The 23456-nt window shown below is 63.0% G+C and carries 23 protein-coding genes and 1 tRNA gene; 15 read left to right on the forward strand and 9 right to left on the reverse strand.

Annotation, left to right across the window (positions count from 1 at the left end; all coding sequences use genetic code 11):
- Positions 1-42: 42 nt before the first annotated feature.
- From cobU to AC3WK8_RS28035, 8 genes are all read left to right on the forward strand, one after another.
- Positions 43-564 (forward strand): bifunctional adenosylcobinamide kinase/adenosylcobinamide-phosphate guanylyltransferase, encoded by a 522-nt coding sequence (gene cobU / locus AC3WK8_RS28000; protein ID WP_022640220.1) that lies wholly within the window; start codon positions 43-45, stop codon positions 562-564.
- A complete protein-coding gene (gene cobT, locus AC3WK8_RS28005; protein WP_103326529.1) occupies positions 561-1616 on the forward strand; it encodes a nicotinate-nucleotide--dimethylbenzimidazole phosphoribosyltransferase in 1056 nt (351 codons plus the stop codon). The genes cobU and cobT overlap by 4 nt, the downstream gene beginning before the upstream one ends.
- Positions 1613-2185, forward strand: coding sequence for an alpha-ribazole phosphatase family protein (gene cobC, locus AC3WK8_RS28010; RefSeq protein WP_103326530.1), 573 nt, complete (start codon positions 1613-1615; stop codon positions 2183-2185). Before cobT ends, cobC begins: the two co-directional genes overlap by 4 nt.
- 1 nt (position 2186) lies before the next feature.
- Positions 2187-2918, forward strand: a complete 732-nt coding sequence (locus AC3WK8_RS28015; RefSeq protein ID WP_103326532.1) for an adenosylcobinamide-GDP ribazoletransferase — start codon at positions 2187-2189, stop codon at positions 2916-2918.
- 69 nt (positions 2919-2987) lie between these two features.
- Positions 2988-3392 carry a MarR family winged helix-turn-helix transcriptional regulator gene (locus tag AC3WK8_RS28020; RefSeq protein WP_022640214.1) on the forward strand — a complete coding sequence of 135 codons (405 nt, stop codon included), beginning with the start codon at positions 2988-2990 and terminating at the stop codon, positions 3390-3392.
- A gap of 52 nt (positions 3393-3444) precedes the next feature.
- Positions 3445-4647: an MFS transporter gene (locus AC3WK8_RS28025; RefSeq protein ID WP_085596842.1), complete on the forward strand. Its 1203-nt coding sequence runs from the start codon at positions 3445-3447 to the stop codon at positions 4645-4647.
- Entirely contained in the window at positions 4644-4766 is a 123-nt protein-coding gene (locus AC3WK8_RS28030; protein ID WP_256578573.1) for a hypothetical protein, read from the forward strand. The genes AC3WK8_RS28025 and AC3WK8_RS28030 overlap by 4 nt, the downstream gene beginning before the upstream one ends.
- Before the next feature lie 55 nt (positions 4767-4821).
- Entirely contained in the window at positions 4822-5373 is a 552-nt protein-coding gene (locus AC3WK8_RS28035) for a glutathione peroxidase (RefSeq protein WP_022640211.1), read from the forward strand.
- 83 nt (positions 5374-5456) lie between these two features.
- Here AC3WK8_RS28035 and AC3WK8_RS28040 read toward each other — a convergent pair whose 3' ends face one another.
- The 3 genes from AC3WK8_RS28040 to AC3WK8_RS28050 all read right to left on the reverse strand — a co-directional run bounded on the left by AC3WK8_RS28040 (position 5457) and on the right by AC3WK8_RS28050 (position 7866).
- Entirely contained in the window at positions 5457-6743 is a 1287-nt protein-coding gene (locus AC3WK8_RS28040; RefSeq protein WP_103326534.1) for an OmpP1/FadL family transporter, read from the reverse strand.
- A 144-nt stretch (positions 6744-6887) separates the two neighbouring features.
- Positions 6888-7370 carry a hypothetical protein gene (locus AC3WK8_RS28045; RefSeq protein WP_053133326.1) on the reverse strand — a complete coding sequence of 161 codons (483 nt, stop codon included), beginning with the start codon at positions 7368-7370 and terminating at the stop codon, positions 6888-6890.
- Between the two features lie 271 nt (positions 7371-7641).
- Complete coding sequence (locus AC3WK8_RS28050; RefSeq protein WP_022640209.1) at positions 7642-7866, reverse strand: hypothetical protein; 225 nt, start codon at positions 7864-7866, stop codon at positions 7642-7644.
- A gap of 866 nt (positions 7867-8732) precedes the next feature.
- On the opposite strand from AC3WK8_RS28050, the gene AC3WK8_RS28055 reads away from it, so the two are divergent.
- Together AC3WK8_RS28055 and AC3WK8_RS28060 are read left to right on the forward strand one after the other, a co-directional pair.
- Positions 8733-9056 carry an SEL1-like repeat protein gene (locus AC3WK8_RS28055; RefSeq protein WP_083456928.1) on the forward strand — a complete coding sequence of 108 codons (324 nt, stop codon included), beginning with the start codon at positions 8733-8735 and terminating at the stop codon, positions 9054-9056.
- Between the two features lie 175 nt (positions 9057-9231).
- Positions 9232-10599, forward strand: coding sequence for a DNA recombination protein RmuC (locus tag AC3WK8_RS28060; protein ID WP_178088064.1), 1368 nt, complete (start codon positions 9232-9234; stop codon positions 10597-10599).
- Between the two features lie 15 nt (positions 10600-10614).
- Here AC3WK8_RS28060 and AC3WK8_RS28065 read toward each other — a convergent pair whose 3' ends face one another.
- A complete protein-coding gene (locus AC3WK8_RS28065; protein WP_103326537.1) occupies positions 10615-14088 on the reverse strand; it encodes a hybrid sensor histidine kinase/response regulator in 3474 nt (1157 codons plus the stop codon).
- A gap of 116 nt (positions 14089-14204) precedes the next feature.
- Positions 14205-14777, reverse strand: a complete 573-nt coding sequence (locus AC3WK8_RS28070) for a TetR/AcrR family transcriptional regulator (RefSeq protein WP_103326538.1) — start codon at positions 14775-14777, stop codon at positions 14205-14207.
- Between the two features lie 93 nt (positions 14778-14870).
- Between AC3WK8_RS28070 and AC3WK8_RS28075 the strand changes: the two genes are divergently transcribed.
- Complete coding sequence (locus AC3WK8_RS28075; RefSeq protein ID WP_103326540.1) at positions 14871-16073, forward strand: MFS transporter; 1203 nt, start codon at positions 14871-14873, stop codon at positions 16071-16073.
- A 13-nt stretch (positions 16074-16086) separates the two neighbouring features.
- On the opposite strand, the gene AC3WK8_RS28080 is transcribed toward AC3WK8_RS28075, so the two are convergent.
- On the reverse strand, positions 16087-17046 hold the full coding sequence (locus AC3WK8_RS28080) for a GlxA family transcriptional regulator (protein ID WP_103326542.1): 960 nt from the start codon (positions 17044-17046) through the stop codon (positions 16087-16089).
- Positions 17047-17233: 187 nt separating this feature from the next.
- Between AC3WK8_RS28080 and AC3WK8_RS28085 the strand changes: the two genes are divergently transcribed.
- From AC3WK8_RS28085 to AC3WK8_RS28095, 3 genes are all read left to right on the forward strand, one after another.
- Positions 17234-17545 (forward strand): cupin domain-containing protein, encoded by a 312-nt coding sequence (locus tag AC3WK8_RS28085; RefSeq protein WP_103326544.1) that lies wholly within the window; start codon positions 17234-17236, stop codon positions 17543-17545.
- Positions 17546-17653: 108 nt separating this feature from the next.
- Positions 17654-18805, forward strand: coding sequence for a TDT family transporter (locus AC3WK8_RS28090; RefSeq protein WP_022640201.1), 1152 nt, complete (start codon positions 17654-17656; stop codon positions 18803-18805).
- Positions 18806-18887: 82 nt separating this feature from the next.
- On the forward strand, positions 18888-20762 hold the full coding sequence (locus AC3WK8_RS28095) for an MFS transporter (protein WP_085596836.1): 1875 nt from the start codon (positions 18888-18890) through the stop codon (positions 20760-20762).
- Between the two features lie 63 nt (positions 20763-20825).
- Here the strand turns inward: AC3WK8_RS28095 and sugE are convergent, their stop codons facing one another.
- From sugE to rdgC, 3 genes are all read right to left on the reverse strand, one after another.
- Positions 20826-21143 carry a quaternary ammonium compound efflux SMR transporter SugE gene (gene sugE / locus AC3WK8_RS28100; protein WP_085596835.1) on the reverse strand — a complete coding sequence of 106 codons (318 nt, stop codon included), beginning with the start codon at positions 21141-21143 and terminating at the stop codon, positions 20826-20828.
- A 116-nt stretch (positions 21144-21259) separates the two neighbouring features.
- Entirely contained in the window at positions 21260-22225 is a 966-nt protein-coding gene (locus AC3WK8_RS28105) for a bile acid:sodium symporter family protein (RefSeq protein WP_085596834.1), read from the reverse strand.
- A 75-nt stretch (positions 22226-22300) separates the two neighbouring features.
- Positions 22301-23221, reverse strand: a complete 921-nt coding sequence (gene rdgC, locus AC3WK8_RS28110; RefSeq protein WP_022640197.1) for a recombination-associated protein RdgC — start codon at positions 23219-23221, stop codon at positions 22301-22303.
- Positions 23222-23381: 160 nt separating this feature from the next.
- Between rdgC and AC3WK8_RS28115 the strand changes: the two genes are divergently transcribed.
- Positions 23382-23454: transfer RNA gene (locus AC3WK8_RS28115), tRNA-Val, on the forward strand.
- The last annotated feature ends 2 nt before the right edge of the window (positions 23455-23456 follow it).

The raw sequence follows: 23456 nt of genomic DNA on the forward strand, positions 1-23456 counted from the left end.
GCACGCAGCCGTGTGCGGTTTTCTTTTCAGAGGTGCCCAAGCATGTTGCAACTGATCCTCGGTGGTGCCCGCTCCGGCAAAAGCCGCCTGGCCGAGAAACTGGCCAACGACAGTGCGCTGGAAGTGACCTATATCGCCACCAGCCAACCGTTGGACGGCGAGATGAACCAGCGTATCGCCCATCATCGCGAACGCCGTCCGGCGCACTGGGGCCTGGTCGAAGAGCCCCTGGAGCTGGCCCGGGTACTGCGCCAGGCGGCCAGTCCGGGGCGCTGCCTGCTGGTGGACTGCCTGACCCTGTGGCTGACCAACCTGCTGATGCTCGAAGACCAGCAGCGCCTTTCTGCCGAGCGCGAGGCCTTGCTGCAATGCGTGGCCGAGCTGCCGGGAGACATTATCTTTGTCAGCAACGAGACCGGAATGGGTGTCGTGCCGCTGGGCGAATTGACTCGCCGCTATGTGGATGAAGCCGGTTGGCTGCATCAAGCCCTGGCCGAGCGCTGTCAGCGAGTGGTGCTGACGGTGGCTGGCCTGCCCCTGACTTTGAAAGGACCCGCGTTATGAGCAATTCCTGGTGGCAGAACCCGTGCAAGTCCATTGATAGCCAAGTGGTGGAGCAGGCCCTGGCCCGGCAGCAGCAGCTGACCAAACCGGCCGGCTCGCTGGGCCGGCTGGAGCCGCTGGCCGTGCGCCTGGCGGGCTTGCAAGGCCGGCTCAAGCCCGCCATCGAGCAGCTGTGGATCACCATCTTCGCCGGTGATCACGGGGTGGTGGCCGAAGGTGTGTCGGCCTATCCGCAGGAAGTGACCGGCCAGATGCTGCTGAACTTCGTCAATGGTGGCGCCGCGATCAGCGTGCTGGCCCGCCAGTTGGCGGCGCAGCTGGAAGTGGTGGACCTGGGCACTGTGACGCCGAACCTGGAGCTGCCTGGAGTGCGCCACCTGAACCTGGGGCTGGGCACGGCGAACTTCCTCCAGGGCCCGGCCATGACCCGGGCCCAGCTCGAGCAAGCGCTGCAGGCCGGTCGTGATAGTGCGCTACGTGCCTGTGGGCAGGGCGCCCAGTTGTTCATCGGTGGGGAAATGGGGATCGGCAATACCACGGCCGCCAGCGCCATCGCCTGCGCCTTGCTGGACATTCCGGTAACGCAGCTGGCCGGGCCAGGTACCGGGCTGAACGCCGCGGGCGTCAGCCACAAGGCCCAGGTCATCGAACGAGCCCTTGCCTTGCATCAGGGGGCACGCGGTGATGCCTGGCAAGCGCTGCAAGACCTTGGCGGTTTCGAGATCGCGGCCTTGGCCGGCGCCTACCTGGCCTGTGCCCAGGAGGGCATCGCGGTGCTGGTGGACGGCTTCATTTGCAGCGTCGCGGCACTGGTGGCGGTGCGCTTGAGTCCAGGCTGCCGCCCCTGGTTGCTGTTCGCCCACCAGGGCGCCGAACCTGGGCACCGGCATGTGCTGCAAGTGCTCGAGGCCGATCCGCTGCTGGACCTGGGCCTGCGCCTTGGAGAAGGCAGTGGTGCGGCGCTGGCGGTGCCCTTGCTGCGCCTGGCCTGCGACTTGAACGGGCAGATGGCGACTTTCGCCGAAGCGGCTGTGGCGGATCGTCCGGCATGACCTTGCGCCTGGACCTTCTGCGCCACGGTGAGACCGAGTCTGGTGGCGGCTTGCGTGGCAGCCTGGACGACGCCTTGACCGAGCGGGGCTGGCAGCAGATGCATGCCGGGGTTGAGGGGCGCGGCCCCTGGGACCTGGTGGTCAGCTCGCCGTTGCAGCGTTGCGCAAGTTTTGCCGAGCAACTGACGGCGCGCCTGCAGCTGCCGCTGCTGCTGGAACCGGGTCTCAAGGAGCTGCACTTCGGTGACTGGGAAGGGCGGAGCACGGTAGCCCTGATGCAAACCGACGCCGAGGGCCTGGGGCGTTTCTGGTCCGACCCCTATGGTTTTACCCCGCCTGGAGGCGAGCCGGTAGAGCGCTTTTCACAACGGGTGCTGGCAGCGATCGACAGCCTGTACCAGGCCCATGCCGGGCGGAGGGTGCTGCTGATCAGCCATGGCGGTGTGATGCGCTTGTTGTTGGCCAGGGCCCGCGGGCTGCCCCGTGAACAGTTGCTGAGTGTCGAAGTGGGCCATGGTGCCTGGTTCGGCCTGACAGTGGCTGCGGGACGGATGAGCGAGGAGGGCTGAGATGCTGCCGTTCTGGATTGCCTTGCAGTTCCTCAGCAGCTTGCCGATCCGCCTGCCGGGCATGCCGCAGCCCGAGCAACTGGGGCGCTCGTTGTTGTTCTACCCGCTGGTGGGGTTGCTGTTCGGTGTCTTGCTGTGGGCACTGAATGCCTTGCTCAGTGGCGCTGCGCCGCTGCTGCACGCAGCCTTGTTGCTGGCTGCCTGGGTCTTGCTCAGCGGCGGATTGCACCTGGATGGCCTGGCCGATAGCGCCGACGCCTGGCTGGGCGGCTTCGGTGATCGCGAGCGCACCCTGAGCATCATGAAGGATCCGCGCAGCGGGCCGATTGCCGTGGTTACCCTGGTCCTGGTCCTGCTGCTCAAGTTCGCGGCGCTGGTGGCCCTGGTCGAGCAGCAACAAGCTGTGGCTCTGCTACTGGCGCCGTTGATCGGACGCGCGGCCTTGCTTGGCCTGTTCCTCCGCACGCCCTATGTGCGTGCCGGCGGACTGGGCCAGGCCCTGGCCGATCATTTGCCACGCCTGGCGGGCAGGCAAGTGCTGGCCCTGAGTGTCCTGGGTTGCCTGTTGCTGGGGGGATACCACGGCTTGTTGGCGCTGTTGCTGGCCCTCGTGGTGTTCTGCTGGTTGCGTCAACTGATGCTGCAGCGCTTGGGCGGTACCACCGGTGATACCGCCGGCGCCTTGCTGGAGTTGCTGGAGACCGCGGTACTGCTGGCCCTGGCGCTATCCTGAGGCGAGCGCCGAGCAGCATTTTTATTGAAAACAGTTGTCCTGGAAATTTCGCGGGTATATACACGCATCATGCTTCCCTCCCAATGTTTGTGCACCAACCTGCGTCGCGCCGCGCGTGGCGTCAGCAGGTTCTACGACGGCGCCCTCGATGGCTTCGGGATCAACGTCGCCCAGTATTCCTTGCTGAACAACCTGCTGCGCCTCGAGCAGCCGAGTATCTCCAGCCTGGCCGAGGCCATGGGCCTGGATCGCAGCACCCTGGGGCGTAACGTGCGGGTATTGGAGGCCTCGGGCCTGGTGCGCCTGATCGAGGGTGACGATCAGCGCAATCGCCTGGTGCAACTGACCGAGGCGGGGCATGAATGCCTGGCTGCGGCCTTGCCGGCTTGGGAAGCGGCCCAGCAGCGACTGATCGATCGCCTGGGTGTGGAAAAGCGTGAAACCCTGCTGGCCTTGCTGAACGAACTGGCCTGAGGCCGGTTCGTTCGAACACAAGCGGGTATATACCCGTAGACGGAGAATAAAAATGACAGCGATGTGGCGTACCAGCAGTTGGGTACTTCTTGGCAGCGCGTTGATCCTGGCCTTGTCGCTGGGGATCAGGCATGGCTTCGGCCTGTTCCTGCCGCCCATGAGTGCGCAGTTCGGTTGGGGGCGCGAGGTCTTCGCCTTCGCCATTGCCTTGCAGAACCTGATCTGGGGCCTGGCCCAGCCATTCACCGGGGCACTGGCCGATCGCTTCGGTGCGGCGAAGGTAGTACTTATCGGCGGCGTGCTGTACGCCGTGGGCCTGGCGTGCATGGGATTGGCGGACTCGCCCTTGTCGCTGTCCCTGAGCGCCGGGCTGCTGATCGGTATTGGCCTGTCCGGTACTTCGTTCTCGGTGATCCTGGGTGTGGTTGGCCGCGCGCTGCCGCCTGAGAAGCGCAGCATGGGCATGGGCCTGGCCAGCGCTGCCGGCTCCTTCGGCCAGTTCGCCATGCTGCCGGGCACCCTGGGCCTGATCGGCTGGCTGGGCTGGTCGGCGGCGCTGCTGGTGCTGGGTGTGCTGGTGGCGCTGATCGTGCCGCTGGTGAGCATGCTCAAGGACAAACCGCTGCCCGCCCATGGGCATGAGCAGAGCCTGATGGAGGCATTGCGCGAGGCTTGTTCCCACTCAGGGTTCTGGTTGCTGGCCTTCGGCTTTTTCGTCTGTGGTTTCCAGGTGGTGTTCATCGGTGTGCATTTGCCGGCCTACCTGGTGGACCAGCATTTGCCGGCTACCGTGGGCACCACGGTGCTGGCGCTGATCGGCCTGTTCAATATCTTCGGGACCTACACCGCTGGCTGGCTGGGTGGGCGCCTCTCCAAGCCGCGTTTGCTCACGGGCCTGTACCTGCTGCGAGCGGTGGTGATCATGCTGTTTTTGTGGGTGCCGGTGTCCCAGGCCAGCGCCTACCTGTTCGGCATGGCCATGGGGTTTCTCTGGCTGTCCACGGTGCCTTTGACCAACGGTACGGTGGCGACCCTGTTCGGGGTGCGAAACCTGTCGATGCTTGGCGGGATCGTGTTCCTGTTCCACCAGCTGGGTTCGTTCTTAGGTGGTTGGCTGGGCGGCGTGGTGTACGACCGGACCGGCAGCTACGACCTGATCTGGCAGGTGGCGATCCTCCTCAGCTTGCTGGCTGCGGCGCTCAACTGGCCGGTGCGTGAGCGCCCGGTGGCGCGCCTGCAGGCCAGCGCCGCATGAAGGTACGCATTGGTTGGTGGGTCGGCCTGGGCTTGGTCGCCTTGTCATTGCTGCTGGCCTGGTGGGGCTGGCAGCGCAGTGGAATGGCGCTGATGCAATTGGGCATGGGCGCTTGCTAGGCGCCGACAGGGGCGAGTAACGTCGAGGCCTGACGACTTTTCAAGGACACCTGACATGGCTATGCGCTGGTTTGCCGTTCCAGTTTTGCTCGCGGCCTTTGCCGGCTCCACCTGGGCCGCCGATTGTCCGGCATTGTTGCAGGGCTCGCTGCCCAAGTTGCGCGCCAAGGAATCCATCGATCTGTGCCAGCGGTTCGCTGGCAAGCCGCTGGTGGTGGTCAACACGGCGAGCTTTTGCGGGTTCGCCCCTCAGTTCAAGGGGCTCGAGGCCTTGTACCAGCGCTACAAGGACCAGGGATTGGAGGTAGTGGGAGTGCCGTCCAACGACTTCAAGCAAGAGTCCAAGGACGGCGCCGAAACCGCCAAGGTCTGCTATGTCAATTACGGCGTGACCTTCACCATGACCGAGCCACAGAAGGTCAAGGGCGCGGATGCGGTGCACCTGTTCAAGGTGCTGGCGCAGCAGAGCAGCGCGCCGAAGTGGAATTTCTACAAGTACGTGGTGGATCGCCAGGGCAAGGTAGTCGCCAATTTCTCCAGCCTGACCAAGCCGGATGACCCTGAGTTGCTCGAGGCGGTGGAGAAGGCGCTGGCGTCGGGGTCTTGATTGGCCGTTCGGCAAAGTAGAAAGCCCCGGATCCGTGAGGATGCCGGGGCTTTTCAGTGGGCCGTGTTGCCTGGCTTCGAGGCTTAGAAGCGGTAGGTAGCGCCTACGCCGAAACCATTCGCACTGTTTTCATACTTGGCGTTGTAGGTCTGGCCAAGTGCGTTGCTGCGGTTGACGTTGACTTTCTCTTCCTTGAGGTAGGAGTAAGCGACGTCGATGGTCAGCTCTTCGATTGGAGTCCAGCCTGCGCCAATGCTGAAGATGGTCCGGTCGCCAGTGGGGATGCGTGGCGAGCGATCATGATTGTTGGTTGGGGACTGATCGAAGGTAAGGCCGGTACGCAGTACCCATTCTTTGTTCAGCTGGTAGGAGGTACCGATGGCGTAAGCCCAGGTGTCGTGCCAGTTTTGATCTTCCTTGATGCTGCCCAGGCCCAGGCGTGGGGCAAGGGCGCCGCCAGTCGCTGCAGAGACGCCATCGTTGTTGACGGTAATATCTTTCAGGCGGCTCCAGCGGGTCCAGGTAGTGCCAGCATAGAGCTTCCAGGCGTCGTTCAGATCTTGAGTGACCGACAGGTCGTAGGATTCTGGGGTCTCGATCTTCAGCGAGGCGTCATAGCGGTTGCTTTTCAGGAATGCGGCTGGGCTACCCGGAGCGGCAGTGACTTCTGTATGGCCGTCCAGCTTGTAGTTCACTTTCGAGTGATAGGTCAGGCCCACGCGGGTGGTGTCGGTTGCCTGCACCAGGACGCCGATGTTGTAGCCGTAGCCTACGTCGTCGCCCTTGATCTTGACGTTGCCGTCATAGGGGGAAATAGGGGGGGTCAGGGCCGATTCCAGTACGCCGGAAATACGGTTGATGGTAGGACCGAAACCAATCGACACTTTGTCGTTGAAGGCATAGCTGACAGTTGGCTGGACGGTGATGACCTTGACTTCACTCTTGCTGCCGAAGTTGCGGCCCTGGAAGTTGCTCTCGTAGTTGGTCACGAGGCCGAACGGCGCGTAGACCCCCAGACCGAACGCCCAGTGTTCATCGATTGGGTTGACGTAGAAGCCCATCGGAACGGCAGTGAAAGGAACCATGTCACCTTTGTTGCTGCCTTTCTGGGTGCCGCTGGTGTCCTTGAGGTCAGTGGAGGCGTCGATCGCAGCCACACCCACGGTTACCTGCTGCTTCTTCAGGCGGGACATACCGGCAGGGTTGCCAAATACAGTGCTTGCGTCATCGGCGGCAGACGAACGACCGGCAAAACCGGTACCCATGCCACTGATGCTTTGTTCGTTAAGGGCGAAGCCGCTTGCGAAGATCTGGCTGGACGCCACCGCAACGGCGAGGCCAATGGTGGATTTGAGCATTACTTTTTTCATTATTAGAACTCCTGATGATCACCGAGGCGAAAACTACCAACATTTCTGCCCCGGCGCTATAGGCTGCAATAGTTGATTTAGAGCGGTTTTGTAGGACAATCCGACCAAAATCAGGCTTTTTCTCTGATCTTGTAAAAGTCGTCGTCAGCAGGCCACCTGGCTCAGTGGTGAAACACAGGTTTGCCAGGCATAGGTGAAGTCTCTTAAGCGTCCTTGTGGTTGAAAGGTCTTCCTCCAGATACGGGCCATGCCGAGCAAGTCGTCGGCAGCGGGTAGCGCGGTGTGCTGTTCTTCCACCAGCAACCAGGCGATCGCCGTGGCGTAGCGCAGGTTGACGGTCAGTTCCAGGTGCGGTCCGCTGAGAAACGCATGTTGGCTGGCCAATCCGCGAACCAGACTAGCTCGTTCCGGGTCCAGCGCCAGGTAATGGTCCCAGAGGGCCCGGTGACGTGGTTCGGTGATGCGGTACAGCCCATGGCCACGGCGATCGTGCAGCGCCGAACCCAGCTCCGACTGGCTGGCAGCGATGCCCAATAACAAGGCTTCAGCGGTTTTGCTATGGCTACCCAGGTACATCAGCGTTGGGCGTATCACATAGCGGCACAACTCGCTGGCGGCGATACCCATAAAGCCCTCGAGGATTGAAAATGGCCGGCGAAACCTGAAGGCGCTTGGCAGCTAATGAAGGATCAGGTTTGCCGGAAGCGGTTCAGGCCGCTTGAGTTGAAGTTTAGTGTCATATCTGTGCTGTAAAGGCCTGTTTTTAAAACATTTTCGTTCTCTTGTTATAAACCTTATATCGATTGGTGCTTTGATCGCTCGAGGCCGCCGATAAATCACAAGCCATAAAAAAGCCCCGCATAGTAGCGGGGCTTCGGGCTTTTCGGCGGTTGCCGGATCAGGCCACCAGGGCCTGGCGCGTGCGCTCGATCACGGCCTGCAGCGGCTCGGCGCTGGAGTACTGGTCGGGATACAAGCGTTCGCTGTGACGGGCGATTCCATGTTCATTGACCAGGGTGAAGCTGAAACCGTTTTTGCGGGTTGCCATGATCAGGCAGTTCAGTGGTGCAAAAGCGTTGGTCAGGGTACGAATGGCATTCTGAGTCTGGATTTGAGTAGACATAATTATTGTTCCTACAAATGACACGGATAAGAGCCGTGCAACGTTAAAACGTTCCAGTAACGCTGGCCGCCAAGGGCCGGGCGAAGAACCTGTCTGGAACAAAGCAGCCAGTTTGCAGCGCTTTGATTACAGTTGCGCTAAGGCTGGCAGGTAGGTACTTAGGAGGTCAGGCAGCACAACAAGGGCAGAGGTTCTGGGCCCAGGGTGAAGATCCTGATCAATTTGCAGGTTGGTTCGGTCAGAGTAAGGAGCTCACTCGCGGCCTGGAGAATTTTCCAAGGACGCTGCAGTGGTGAGTGTTACCTGGAAACCAGCGAGATGGTCGGTCCTGGATGTTGGCGTGCTGCTCGTTTCGAGGTGCTGCCGACGGGACTTGTTCGACCAGAATTGACTTTCAGCTTGGTACTAACGGCGCGCATTGTATTGAGTTGAAGAGCGGAACGCAAGTGTGCTAGGTGAATTTTTATCGAGAGTCGGGAAACCGGCGGTGTAACCCCCAGGTTGGGGCGTGTGCGAAAAGAGTGCGTTGCCAGCGTCAATTTCAGCACGGTTGTGCACACTTATCGCGCAGCCTGTCACCCGCTTGTCACCTTGCCTGAAGTTAGCCCCCTAGCCTGTCTCGAGAATTTAAGTCAATGAAAAACATCGCTTTTTTTTGCTGGTGAAAAAATCGTCAGTTTGACTGGAAGGCCCGTCTCATGGGGCTTTGCGAGGGTTGAAGAGGGGTTGTCCACTGAGTTATCCACAGCTTCTGTGGATTGTCCCAAGCGCTTGCTCTAGGACGGGCGTGCTGGGTCTTTTGGGCTTTACCCGGGCGAAAAAAGGAGTAGAGTGGCGCGCCTTCCGATCTGCCCCCACAGTGCTTTATGAAGTTTCGCTCAGTATCACCCTCTGTTACCGCAACCTCTGAAAGTGTTACCGAACCCAAGCGTTTCTCCCTGCGGGTTGCCCTGTGGTTGCTGGACAATCCGCGTCTTGGACATAGCTCCAGCGTCAAGCACTTTGCCGGACGCCTGCTCAAGCAGCCGGCCCGCCAAGGTGTAGTCGCCGCGCAGAGCCGGCTGGGTCAGTTGATGTGCCGCGAATGCGGTAATGCCCGTGACCGCCGTATCGGTCATGACCTGCTGCGCCAGGCGGCTCGCGCCGGCGACCGTAGCGCCCAGCAAGAGCTGGGTCGGATCGAAGACTGAGCTGTCCAACCCCTGGCGGCTTGGTTAACCTTCATTTCTTTTCTGGATGTCAGGACTCGCTATGGCTATGGACTTGACCAGCATCTTGCTTGGCCTGGCGGCGGCTGCGGTACCACTGCTGGCATTGGCCTGGCAACTGCAGCGGCGTGCCAGTTCCAGCCAAGCCGACCTGGCCCTGCTGGAAGAACGCCTGGCCACTGCCCAGATGGCCCAGGAAGGGTTGATGGCGCAACTGGATGCCAGTCGCGATGAAGTCAGCGATCTGAGCCAGGCCAACGCCCTCAAGCAGGCGGACCTGGCGGCCCTGGGACGCGAGGTGGAGCTGTTGCAGATCGAGCGTGACAACGCCCGTGATGCGGCCCACGCCTGGAGCCTGGAGCGCTCTGCCAAGGAACACGAATTGCGCCGGCTGGATGCCCAGGCGGCATCGCTGGCCGCTGAGCTGCGCGAGCAGCAGGACAGCCATCAACAACGTCTCACGGATCTGCAGGGTTCGCGCGACGAACTGCGCGCCCAGTTCGCCGAGCTGGCGGGCAAGATCTTCGATGAGCGTGAACAGCGCTTCGCCGAAACCAGCCAACAACGCCTGGGGCAGTTGCTGGATCCGCTGAAGGATCGTATCCAGGCCTTCGAGAAGCGCGTGGAGGAGAGTTATCAGTCCGAGGCCCGCGAGCGGTTTTCCCTGGCCAAGGAGCTGGAGCGCCTGCAGCAGTTGAACCTGCGCTTGAGCGATGAGGCCACCAACCTGACCCGTGCCCTCAAGGGCCAGAAAACCCAGGGCAACTGGGGTGAGCTGATCCTCGAGCGGGTGCTGGAGCATGCCGGCCTGGAAAAGGGCCGCGAATACCAGACCCAGGTCAGCCTCAAGGGTCCGGATGGCGAGCGATTCCAGCCCGATGTGCTGATCATGCTGCCCGGCGACAAGCAGGTGGTGGTGGATTCCAAGGTCAGCCTCACGGCCTATCAGCAGTATGTGGGCTGTGACGACCCACAGGTCGCCCAGGCCGCCCTGAAGCAGCACGTGCTGTCCCTGCGCAATCACGTCAAGGGCTTGGCCGGCAAGGACTACAAGCGCCTGGAAGGCTTGCACAGCCTGGATTTCGTGCTGTTGTTCGTACCGGTCGAAGGCGCTTTTTCCGCGGCATTGCAGGCCGAGCCCAATCTGTTCCAGGAAGCCTTCGACCGGCATATCGTGATCGTCAGCCCGACCACCTTGCTCGCTACCTTGCGGGTGATCGACAGCCTGTGGAAACAGGAGCGCCAGAGTCAGAACGCGCGGGAAATCGCCGAGCGGGCGGGCTGGCTGTACGACAAGTTCGTGCTGTTCATCCAGGACCTGGATGAGGTCGGCAATCGTTTGCAGCAGTTGGACAAGGCCTACGCGGCGGCACGCAACAAGCTGACCGAGGGCCGCGGCAACCTGATCAGCCGCAGCGAGCAGCTCAAGCTGCTCGGCGCGCGTGCCAGCAAGAGCTTGCCGGCGGACCTGCTGGAGCGGGCCATGACCGATGCCGATGGCCGCGAGCTGGAACTGCCGGACTGAGTCGTCCGGCGCGCTTCAGCCCAGGGGCAGGTGCCGGCTGAGCAGGGCGCGCAAGGCCGCGGGCTTCACCGGCTTGGCCAGGTAGTCCAAGCCTGCCGCATGCACCTGGGCGACCATCTCCGGGCGGCCATCGGCGCTGATCACCACGCCGGGTACCGGTTCGCCCAATTGGGTGCGCAGCCAGGCCATGACCTCGGTGCCGGTTTCGCCATCGTCCAGGTGGTAGTCCACCAGGGCCAGTTGCGGGCGGATGCCTTCCTTGAGCAGCGCTGCGCACTCCTCGCGGTTGCGGGCGGTCCAGACCTGGCAGCCCCAGCGGGTCAGCAGGCTGTTCATGCCGATCAGGATGCTGTCTTCATTATCCAGGCAGAGCACTTGCCCGCCGTTGAGCGACTGCCCTTTGATCTCCGCAACCTTGCCCGGAGCCACGGTGCCGCTGCGCGCCAGGGGCACGCTGACACTGAATACGCTGCCCTTGCCGGGCCAGGAGCGCACCTGTAGCGGATGCCCTAGCACCCGGCACAGACCGTCGGCGATCGCCAGGCCCAGCCCCAGGCCTTTTTCGGCGCGGGTCTGGTGGCTGTCCAGGCGCTTGAACTCCTCGAAGATCACCTGCTGCTTGTCCTGCGGAATGCCGGGCCCGCGGTCCCAGACTTCCAGGCTCAACGAGTCGCCGCGACGGCGCACGCCCAGCAGGACCGGACCCTTGGCGTAGCGGAAGGCATTGGTCAGGAAGTTCTGCAGCACCCGGCGTAGCAGCTTGCTGTCGCTGTCGACGCGCAGATGGCTGCCGCGCACCCGGAATTGCAGGCCCTGTTCCTGGGCCAGGACCTTGAACTCCGTGCCCAGGGTGTCGAACAGTTCGTTGAGGGCGAAGGGTTTGCGTTCCGGAGTGATCTTGCCGTTCTCCAGGCGCGAGATGTCCAGCAGGTCGCTGATCAGGTCTTCGGCCGAACGCAGCGAGCTGTCCAGGTGCTGCACCAGTTGCTGGGCCTCGGCGGACAGGCCGTCTTCCTGATGGGAGAGGGCGGCGGAAAACAGTCGCGCGGCGTTCAGCGGTTGCATCAAGTCATGGCTGACCGCGGCCAGGAAACGGGTCTTGGACTGGTTGGCCGATTCGGCGGTGCCCTTGGCCTCGATCAGCGCGGCGTTGAGTTGCGACAGTTCATGGGTACGTTCCGCCACCCGTTGTTCCAGGCCTTCGTTGGCTTCGGTCAGGGCCTGTTCGGCCTCGCGAAAAGGGGTGATGTCGGTGAAGCTCATGACAAAGCCGCCGCCGGGCATGGGGTTGCCGATCAGCTCGATCACCCGGCCATTGGGGAACAACCGCTCGGAAGTGTGTGCGCGGCCCTGGCGCATCCAGTGCAAGCGCCTGGCCACATGCACTTCCGCTTCGCCGGGGCCGCACAGGCCGCGCTCGGCATTGTGGCGGATGATGTCGGCGATCGGCCGGCCGACGCTGATCAGCCCCTCGGGATAGTTGAACAGTTCCAGGTAGCGCCGGTTCCAGGCCACCAGCTTGAGGGACTGGTCCACCACGCTGATGCCCTGGCTGATGTTTTCGATCGCGCCTTGCAGCAGGGCGCGGTTGAACTGCAAGACCTCGGAGGCTTCGTCGGCGATGCGCACCACGTCCTCGAGCTGCATGTCCCGGCCTTCGATGGCCGCCTTGACCACCGCCCGGGTCGATGAGGCCCCCAGTACGCCCGCCAGCAGGCGTTCGGTGTGGGCGATCCATTCGCCGTCGGCGTTCTGGTTCGGGTTGAAGCCCTTGCCCTGGCGGTAGGCGAAGCGAATGAAGCTCTGGCGGGCGCGTTCTTCGCCGACAAAGCGCGCGGCCAGCTTCAGCAGGTCGTCGATCTGCACCGCCAGCATCGAGCGCGAACTCAGGCGGCCGCTGATTTCCTGGCCGATGAAGCGCCCGGCTTGCCAATGCTCGGAAACCCGGGTGCGCGACAGGACCGAAACCCAGGCGAACAGGGTGAAGTTACCGGCCATGGACAGCACCACGCCCTGGGTCAGCGGCGTGATCGGCAGGTTCAGGGGGTTGCTGTGCAGCCAGGCCAGGCCCGGGAAGCTGTTCAGCGACCAGCCCAGGCTATGGGCCGCCAGCGGCAGTACCAGGGTGTAGAACCAGATGAAGGTGCCGGCGGCCAGGCCGGCGAACACGCCACGGCGGTTGGCCTGTTTCCAGTACAGCGCGCCGACCATGGCTGGCGCCAGCTGGGTCACGGCGGCGAAGGCGATCTGGCCGATGGTGGCCAGGCTCGCGGTGGAGCCCAGCAGGCGGTAGCTGACATAGGCCAGCAGCAGGATGACGACGATGCTCACCCGGCGTACCGAGAGCATCCAGTGGCGGAACACTTCGAACGGGCGTTCGGCATTGTTGTGCCGCAGCAGCCAGGGCAGCAGCATGTCGTTGGAGACCATGGTCGACAGCGCCACGCTGGCGACGATCACCATGCCGGTGGCCGCCGAGGCGCCGCCGATGAAGGCCAGCAGGGCCAGGGCCGGATGGGCCTGGGCCAGGGGCAGGCTGATGACGAAGGAGTCCGGCAACACGCTGCTGGGCAAGAGCATCTGCCCGGCCAGGGCAATGGGCACCACGAACAGCGCGGCCAGGGCCAGGTAGGCCGGGAAAACCCATTTGGCCAGGCGCAGGTCCTGGGGCTCGATGTTTTCCACCACGGTGACGTGGAACTGCCGGGGCAGGCAGATGATCGCCATCATCGCCACTCCGGTCTGCACCACCATCGACGGCCAGTTGACGGTTTCTTCCCAATACTGCTCCAGGCGCGGGGCCAGCATGGCCTGGCTGAACAGATCGTCGAAACCGTCGTACAGGCCGTAGGTGACGAACACTCCCACCGCGAGGAAGGCGAACAGCTTGACCAGGGATTCGAAGGCGATCGCCAGCACCATGCCCCGGTGGTGCTCGGTGGCGTCCAGGTTGCGAGTGCCGAAGACGATGGTGAACAGGGCCAGGATCAGCGACACGATCAGCGCCGTGTCCTGGGCGCGGGTGCCCATGGTATCGGCGCCGGCGCCGATCAGCAGGTTGACCCCGAGCACGATGCCCTTGAGTTGCAGGGCGATGTAGGGCAGCACCCCCACCAGGCAGATCAGCGCCACCACGACTGCCAGGGACTGGGATTTACCGTAGCGGGCGGCGATGAAGTCGGCGATGGAGGTGATGTTCTCCTGCTTGCTGATCATCACCATCTTCTGCAGTACCCAGGGGGCGAATACCAGCAGCAGGATCGGTCCCAGGTAGATCGGCAGGAAAGCCCAGAGTTGTTCGGTGGCCTGGCCCACGGCGCCGAAGAAGGTCCAGCTGGTGCAATACACCGCCAGCGACAGGCTGTACACCCAGGCCCGCACGCGCGGCGGAAGGGGCGCACTGCGGCGGTCGCCGTAGAAGGCGATGGCGAACATGATGGCCATATAGGCCAGGGCAACGGCTGCAATCAGCCCGCTGGACAACGACATGGGAACTCCGAAACAGATGCTCCGGGCACGTCAGCCCGGCCAGACAGTCTGGCACGATGTCGAGTCGTCGTCAGTGTCGACCAAGGTATCAGCGCGGCCTGATGTCGCAGGGCGGTTCAGCCTGGCTGGGAGCGGGTTTCGCAAGCCGGACCCAGGGCGATATCGACCAGCTCTTGAAGCTCCTGGGCCTGGAGGGGCGCGGCGGCGAACAGGATGCGGAACACCGTGGGCGCCACGATCAGGTTCAGCAGCCGATCCACGTCCGGCAGTTTGCCTGCGCTGGTTCGATAACGGTCGAGGATGATCTGCAGCTGGCCGCCGAGGATGATCGCGCAATAACCCGGGGTGGCGCTGCATTGGACGTCGCGCATCATGTTGCGTCCGGGCTCGGAGCTCATTTCATCCAGGTACTGTTCGGCCCAGGCCAGCAGGTCGCCACGCAAACTGCCGGTATTTGCCGGCTCGCTGTCCGGGCGCATGTGGGCCAGGGCAACGTCGGCGAGCAAGGTTGCCAGGTCGCCCCAGCGTCGGTAGATGGTCGAGGGGGTGACGCCGGCGCGAGCGGCGATCTGCGGGACGGTCAGGGTCGAGCGTTCCTGTTCTTCAAGAAGCTCGCGCACTGCCCGGTGGATGGATTCCTGGACCCGGGCGCTGCGGCCGCCTGGGCGTAAACCTTCTTTGATAGCCATGGGGTCGAACCTTAACACAAAGAATTTGCTTTAAGCGCCTGGCAGTAGCACACTCCGCAAAAGCAAAATATTAGCTTTAGTGGAGCGTGCCCTATGCCTGGTGCTATCGACACTCGCGTGTCCAATCGTTGCAGCCTGTTGTTCCTGGCCGTGACCCTGCTCGGTTTCCTGGCTGCGTCCAGCGTGCCGACTCCCTTGTACCACCTGTACCAGCAACGCCTGCATTTTTCTCCGGCGATGCTGACGCTGGTCTTCGGCGTCTATGCCATGAGCCTTTTGGCGGCGTTGCTGACGGTAGGTTCGTTATCGGACTACCTGGGGCGCCGGCCGGTGATTTTTGCCGGCCTGCTGCTCAATATCCTGGCGATGCTGCTGTTCATCAATGAAAGCAGCGTGTACTGGCTGATCGCCGCACGCATGGTCCAGGGTTTCGCTACCGGCATGGCCACCAGTGCCCTGGGGGCCGCGCTGCTGGATACCGATCGCCGGCAGGGCCCCTTGGTCAACAGCATTGCGCCGTTGCTGGGCATGGCCTGCGGAGCCATGGGCGCCAGTGTGCTGGTGGAGTTCGCGCCGCTGCCGCTGCAATTGAGCTATTGGTTGCTCCTGGGCTTGTTCGTGGCGCAGGCCTTGTACCTTTGGCGCCTGCCGGAAAGTGTCAGCGCGCAACCCGGAGCCTGGGCCTCGCTACGCCCGACCCTGCATGTGCCAGTACAGGCGCGGCGCGCGCTATGGCTGGCGCTACCGGTGGATGTGGCGGTCTGGGCGGTGGGTGGCTTCTATCTATCCCTGGCGCCGTCCCTGGTGCGGGCCGCCACCGGTTCCACCTCGAACCTGATCGGCGGCGGTCTGGTCGCCGTGCTGACGCTCAGCGGTGCGGTGATGATCTACACCCTGCGCGAGCGGCATCCCGCTGGGGTCCTGCGCCTGGGGGCCGGGTTGCTGGCCCTGGGCATGGCGCTGATCCTGGCGGCGGTGCACAGCGCCAGCCTGCCGCTGTTCTTCTTCGGCACCCTGGTGCTGGGCAGCGGTTTCGGTGGCGGTTTCCTCGGTGCTCTGCGCAGTGTGGTGCTCCTGGCCTTGCCCCACGAGCGAGCCGGGCTGCTGTCGGCGTTCTATGTCCTGAGCTACCTGGCGTTCTGCCTGCCGGCATTGCTGGCTGGAGGGCTGGCCCGCAGCTTCGGCCTGGTCGCCACCACCGATGGTTACGGCGCGGTGCTGATCCTTTTGTCCCTGGGGGCCTTGCTGGTTTTGCTGCGCCAGCGCCCGGTGGTGGCTTGTGGCGAACCAGGGTGATGAGCCCGGCATTTCAAGAGCGGCGAAATTGCGCCCGGTAGGCCGAAGGAGAAAGCTGCAACACACCTGTGAAGTGCTGGCGCATCGACAGGGCACTGGTAAAACCCGAAGCCAGGGCGATGGCCTCGATGCCCTGCTGGCTGGTTTCCAGCAGGCGTTGGGCATGGCCCAGGCGTCGTCCGAGTAGCCAGCGGCCGACTGTGGTGCCGGTCAGCTGGCGAAAGTGTCGGGTGAACGAGCGCCGGCTCATGGCCACCCGTGCGGCCAGATCGTTAAGGGAGTGCTCTTGGGCAAAGTGTTGTTCCAGCCATTGCAGTAGCGGCGCCATGCGATCCCGTTCGCCACCCTTGGGCATGGCGCGTTCGATGAACTGCGCCTGGCCGCCGGAGCGATGCGGGGCGATCACCAGGTGCCGGGCCAGCTTGTGGGTGGTCTGCGCCCCACAGAGTTGTTGCAGCAGGTAGAGACAGCAATCCAGGCCGGCGACAGTACCGGCGGATGTCAGCAGGTTGCCGGCTTCGGCGTACAGCACATCGGCATCCAGGGCTACCCGGGGATACCTTTGGGCGAAGACCGGCGCCCAGCGCCAGTGGGTCGTGGCCGGCTGGCCGTCCAGCAGGCCGGTCTCCGCAAGGACGAAGGCTCCCAGGCACAACCCCAGCAACCGGGCCCCGCGCCCGTGGGCGTGGCACAGGGCATCGAGCAACTCCTGTGGCGGTCGCTCGAGGCTATCGCGCCAGGACGGCATGACAATCACATCGGCCTCGCGCAGTTCATCCAGATCATGGTGGGCAGTGATATCGAAGCCGGCCGAGGTGCGCAGCGGCGGCTGTTCAAATGCGCAGACCCGTACCTGGAAGCTCGGCAGCTCGAGTTGCTGGTTTTGTTCTGCGAACACCAGCAACGGTACCGACAGGTGAAACGGGCTGATGCCGTCAAAGGCGATCACCGCAATGCGGATGGGCTTGTGCATGTCGCAGGCGCTCGGAAAAATTGGCCTGATTCTATCGAAGCGTGGCTATTGGGCCACTACTTTGTCGCATTGCCCTGGCTCAGCATTGGCACTCGTTTCCTGCTCTCGAGGAGGCCGGCATGGCCTGGATCTTTCGCTTCTCGCATTGCCCCGGACTGGGCTTCGCCGCTTGTGTGGAGGGCCGCTCATGAAGGTCATTCGTAGTGTCGACTTTGTCGGCGAGAGCGCCTGGGCGGCCCTGGATATCGCCTGCATGAATGGCATCAGTACGCGCCTGCACTGGACCGACCAGCCCTACCGCTGGCACGTCAATGCGGGGGAGGAGGTTTTCGTGGTACTGGATGGCCGGGTGCAGATGCGCTATCGCGACAATGGCCTGGAGCAGGCGGTATTGCTGGAGGTGGGCGATATCTTTCATGCCTGTGTGGGAACCGAGCACGTGGCTCATCCCCAGGGTGTCGCTCGGGTGCTGGTGATCGAATCCGAAGGCAGTGTCTAGGCTCTATATCTATAAAATAGATAACAGTTAGAGAAATTACCCGTTATATAGATATTCGATTAGGTTCTACCATGGGCTCAACCTCTTCCGAGGACAGGAGACCCCATCGTGACATGTAGCCAAAGCGTCAAGGCCGGCCGCCGGCCGTTGAGCCATCTGCAACACCCCCGCGAAGCCATTCGCCAATTCACCCCCAACTGGTTCGCCGCCACCATGGGCACCGGCGTCCTGGCCCTGGCCCTGGCCCAATGGCCTGCCCAGGTCCCTGGGCTGCGCCTGGTGGCGGAGGGCTTCTGGTGGCTGACCATTGCCCTGTTCCTGTTGTTCAGCGCGATGTACACCGCACGCTGGGTGATGTTCTTCGATGAAGCACGGCGGATATTCGGACACTCCACGGTCTCGATGTTCTTCGGCACCATTCCCATGGGGCTGGCGACCATCATCAACGGTTTGTTGCTGTTCGGTCGTGGCCATTGGGGCGATGCGGTGCTGCTGCCGGCCCAAGTGCTCTGGTGGCTGGATGTGGCCATGTCCCTGGCTTGCGGAGTGCTGATCCCTTACATGATGTTCACCCGCCAGGAGCACAGCATCGACCAGATGACCGCAGTCTGGCTGCTGCCCGTGGTGGCGGCCGAGGTGGCTGCGGCCAGCGGCGGGTTGCTGGCTCCGCATCTGGCCGATACCCACGCGCAATTGGTGATGTTGAGCACCAGCTATGTGCTGTGGGCCTTCTCGCTGCCGGTGGCGTTCAGCATCCTGACCATCCTGTTGCTGCGCATGGCCTTGCACAAGCTGCCCCATGAAAGCATGGCCGCCTCCAGCTGGCTGGCCCTGGGCCCGATCGGTACCGGCGCCCTGGGCATGCTGGTGCTGGGTGCGGACGCCCCGGCGATCTTCGCCGCCAATGGCTTGCCTGGCATCGGTGAGATCGCCGCCGGGCTGGGGCTGGTGGCTGGCTTGACCCTGTGGGGCTTCGGCCTGTGGTGGATGCTGATGGCGGTGCTGATCACCCGGCGCTACCTGAACGAAGGCATTCCCTTCAACCTCGGCTGGTGGGGTTTCACCTTCCCGTTGGGTGTGTACTCGCTGGCGACGCTCAAGCTGGGCAGCACTTTGCACCTGGGTTTCTTCAATGTGGTGGGGGCGGTGCTGGTGGCGGCCCTGGCGGTGATGTGGCTGATCGTCGCCAAGCGCACGCTGCAGGGCGCCTATAAAGGAGAGCTATTTGTCTCGCCATGCATTGCCGGCCTACATAAATAATCGGCAAACACAGGTAAGGTGTGGCCTGGATCGATGTTCGGCATTCCAATAACAGTATCCTCGCCACTCAGGAACACGGAAGATGAGTCACCCCTCGCAGTTCACCTTGCTTCGCAAGCGGCGTTTCCTGCCGTTTTTCATCACCCAGTCCCTCGGCGCCTTCAACGACAACATCTTCAAGCAGTCGCTGATCCTGGCCATCCTCTACAAGCTGAGCATCGAGGGCGATCGCTCGATCTGGGTCAACCTCTGCGCACTGCTGTTCATCCTGCCGTTCTTCCTGTTTTCGGCGCTGGCCGGGCAGTTCGGCGAGAAGTTCGCCAAGGATGCGTTGATTCGCCTGATCAAGCTGGGGGAGATCGTGATCATGGTGGTGGGGGCCGTGGGGTTCGCCTTCGATCACCTGTCGTTGATGTTGTTGGCGCTGTTCGCCATGGGGACCCACTCGGCGCTGTTCGGCCCGGTCAAGTATTCGATCCTGCCCCAGGCCCTGCGTGAAGAAGAGCTGGTGGGCGGCAACGGCCTGGTGGAGATGGGGACTTTCCTGGCGATCCTGGCGGGCACCATCGGCGCCGGGATCATGATGTCCTCGGAGCATTACGCGGCGATCGTCTCGGCTGCCATGATCGGCGTCGCGGTGCTGGGTTACCTGGCCAGCCGGGCCATTCCCCGGGCGGCCGCGGCCTCTGCGCAACTGCGCCTTGACTGGAACATCTTCAGCCAGTCCTGGGCGACCTTGCGCCTGGGCTTGGGCCAGACGCCGGCGGTGTCGCGCTCGATCGTCGGCAACTCCTGGTTCTGGTTCGTCGGGGCCATCTACCTGACCCAGATCCCGGCTTATGCCAAGGAATGGATGCACGGCGACGAGACGGTGGTGACCCTGATCCTCACCGTGTTCTCGGTGGGTATCGCGGTGGGCTCGATGCTTTGCGAGAAGCTCTCGGGACGCAAGGTCGAGATCGGCCTGGTGCCGTTCGGTTCCCTGGGGCTGACGGTGTTCGGCCTGTTGCTGTGGTGGCATTCTGGCGGTATTCCAGAGAGCGCCACCGGCCATGGCTGGCTCGAGGTCCTGGGCTTCGCCCATGCCTGGTGGGTATTGCTGGATGTCCTGGGCCTGGGGATCTTTGGCGGCTTCTACATCGTGCCGCTGTACGCCCTGATCCAGTCGCGGACCCCTGAGCACGAGCGGGCGCGGGTGATTGCCGCCAACAACATCCTCAATGCGCTGTTCATGGTGGTCTCGGCGCTGGTTTCCATCGTCTTGCTGAGCATGCTCAAGCTGAGCATCCCCCATCTGTTCCTGGTGGTGTCGCTGCTCAACATCGCGGTCAACGTCTACATCTTCAAAGTGGTGCCCGAGTTCAGCATGCGTTTCATGATCTGGCTGCTCAGCCATTCCATGTACCGTGTGGAGCATCGCAACCTGGAGCAGATCCCCGATGAGGGCGCAGCGTTGCTGGTGTGCAACCACGTGTCCTTCGTCGACGCACTGCTGATTGGGGGCGCGGTGCGTCGGCCGATTCGCTTCGTGATGTACTACAAGATCTACAACCTGCCCGTGCTGAACTTCATCTTCCGCACTGCCGGGACTATTCCCATTGCCGGTCGCCATGAAGACCTGGAGATCTACGAAAAGGCCTTCAAGAAGATTGCCGAGTACCTGCGCGATGGTGAGCTGGTGTGCATCTTTCCGGAGGGCAAGCTGACCGCCGATGGCCAGATCAACGAGTTCAAGGGTGGCCTGACGCGGATTCTCGAGGAAACCCCGGTGCCGGTGATTCCCTTGGCCTTGCAGGGGCTATGGGGGAGCTTCTTCAGTCGCGACCCGAACAAGGGGTTCTTCCATCGTTTCTGGTCGCGGATCACCCTGGTGGCTGGCTCGCCGGTCGCGGTGGAGGCCGCGGAACCGGCCCAGTTGCAGGTGGTGGTGGAAGCGCTGCGGGGCACGCGACGCTGAGTGATCGGTGGATAAAACAACGCCCGCGATGTCGCGGGCGTTGTTGTTTGTGCGCGGGGGGTGTCAGGCGGCGCTGATTTTCAGGCCCACCAGGCCAAGGATGATCAAGGCCACGCTGGCTAGGCGCACCATGGCCATGGACTCGCCGAACAGGATGATGCCGGCGATCACCGTTCCCACTGCGCCGACGCCGGTCCAGATGGCATAGGCGGTGCCCAGTGGCAGTTCCTTCACGGCCAGGCCCAGCAGGCCCAGGCTGATGGCCATGGCGAGGATGGTCAGGGCGGTAGGCAGTGGACGGCTGAAGCCCTCGGTGTACTTCAGGCCCACCGCCCAGCCTACTTCGAACAGACCGGCGAAAAACAGAATGATCCAGGACATGCTGACCTCATTGGTTGACGGGGTCGTCCCCAGAAATACTCACTCGATTCGAGCTGCAGGGTCGTCCCCGCGTTGCGCATTATACTGCGCAAATCAACCAGGGTAGCGGAGGTTTTTCAGGCGCTGGCGTTTGGTGCTTGCTCCTTGGCGTCGCCGGGTTCATCCATGCGGCGCAGGAATGTGGCGAGCAAGGCTCCGGAAATGTTGTGCCAGACGCTGAACAGGGCGCTGGGCACCGCTGCCAATGGCGAGAAGTGCGCACTGGCCAGGGCGGCTCCGAGACCGGAGTTCTGCATGCCGACCTCCAGTGCCAGGGATTTGCGCTGCGCCAGCGGCAGCTTGAACAGGCGCCCGGTGAAATAGCCCAGCAGGAAACCGAAGCTGTTGTGCAGCATCACCACGGCCATGATCAGCAGGCCGGACTCGGCGATCTTCGCCTGGCTGGCGGCGACCACTGCGGCGACGATGATGACGATGCTCGCCACCGACACCAGCGGTAGCACCTCCACCGCATGCCGTACTCGCTGGCCCAGCAAACGCTGGGCCATGACGCCGAGCACGATCGGCAGCAGCACCACTTGCAGGATCGACCAGAATAGCTCCATGAAGGACACCGGCAGCCAGGCCGAAGCCAGCAGCCAGATCAAGGCAGGCGTCAGCAATGGCGCGAGCAGGGTGGTCACGGCGGCGATGGCCACTGACAAGGCCAGGTCGCCCCGGGCCAGCCAGGTCATGACGTTGGACGCGGTGCCGCTCGGGCAGCAGCCGACCAGGATCACCCCGACGGCGATCTCGGGTGGCAGCTCGAACCCCTGGCAAAGCGCCCAGGCCACTCCGGGCATGATGACGAAATGCGCCACCACCCCCAGGGCCACTCGCCAGGGATGGCGGGCGACTTCGGCGAAGTCCTCGAGCTTCAGGGTCAGGCCCATGCCGAACATCACCACGCCCAACAGCGGCACGATGGCGGCCTTGAGGCCGATGAACCAGGTCGGCTGGAAAAACGCCAGTACCGCGAAGACCAGCACCCAGTAGGCGAAGGTGTTGCCGACGAAGCGACTCAGTGCAGCCAGTACGCGCATGGCCTGTTCCTCATATATATGAAAACGCCACCGAAGGCGGTGGCGTCTGGTGCGATGGGCTGTCCGACCAGGGCGTCAGATGCCCTGCGGGATCTCTTCGCCGCCCAGGGCCTCGAACAGCGCCGGGAGGAACTCGCCGAAGGTCAGCATCATCAGGGTGAAGCTGGCATCGAGTTGGCCCAGGGCCTCGTCGCCACCATCTTCCTCGGCCTGGGTTTGCAGCAGGTCTTCGAACTTCAGGCGCTTGACCACCATCTTGTCGTCCAGCACGAAGGACAGCTTGTCCTGCCAGGCCAGGGACAGTTGGGTGACCACCTTGCCGGTGCTCAGGTGCAGCTGGATTTCCTCGCTGGTCAGGTCCTGGCGCTTGCAGCGCACGATGCCACCGTCTTCGTGGGTATCGCGCAGTTCGCATTCGTCGAGGACGAAGAAGTCGTCGGCGGCCTGCTGGGTCTTGACCCAGTCGGTCATGATCGCGGTCGGCGCGGTCTTCACCGTCAGCGGCCGGACCGGCAGGGTGCCGAGTACTTCGCGCAGGGTGGAGAGCAAGTCTTCGGCACGCTTGGGGCTGGCCGAGTTCACCAGGATCAGGCCCTGTTTCGGCGCGATGGCGGCGAAGGTCGAAGAACGGCGGATGAAGGCGCGGGGGAGGAAGGCCTGGATGATTTCATCCTTGATCTGGTCGCGCTCCTTCTTGTAGACCTTGCGCATCTGCTCGGCCTCGATCTCCTCGACCTTCTCCTTGACCGCATCGCGGACCACGCTGCCGGGCAAGATGCGTTCTTCCTTGCGTGCGGCCACCAGCATGAAGTCCTGGCTGACGTGCACCAGCGGAGCATCCTCGCCCTTGCCGAAAGGGGCGACGAAACCGTAAGTGGTCAACTCCTGGCTTGCACAGGGACGCGCCAGTTTGGTCGCCAGTGCAGTTTCCAGCGCCTCAGCATCAACGGGCAGATCTTGGGTCAGGCGATAGATCAGCAGGTTTTTGAACCACATGGGGTGAATCTCTCCTTTATACAAAGGAGGGCATTATTCTCTTCGCTGCCGCTCAGGCCAACCCTTCGCTAAGCCTTTGGAAGGGCTGAAAAAATTATTATAAAAAGTGCTTGCCAGAGCGCAGGCTGCTCCGTAGAATGCGCGCCACACCGAACGAGAAGGGTGATTAGCTCAGCCGGGAGAGCATCTGCCTTACAAGCAGAGGGTCGGCGGTTCGATCCCGTCATCACCCACC

It is taken from the genome of Pseudomonas sp. FW507-12TSA (genome assembly GCF_058781435.1).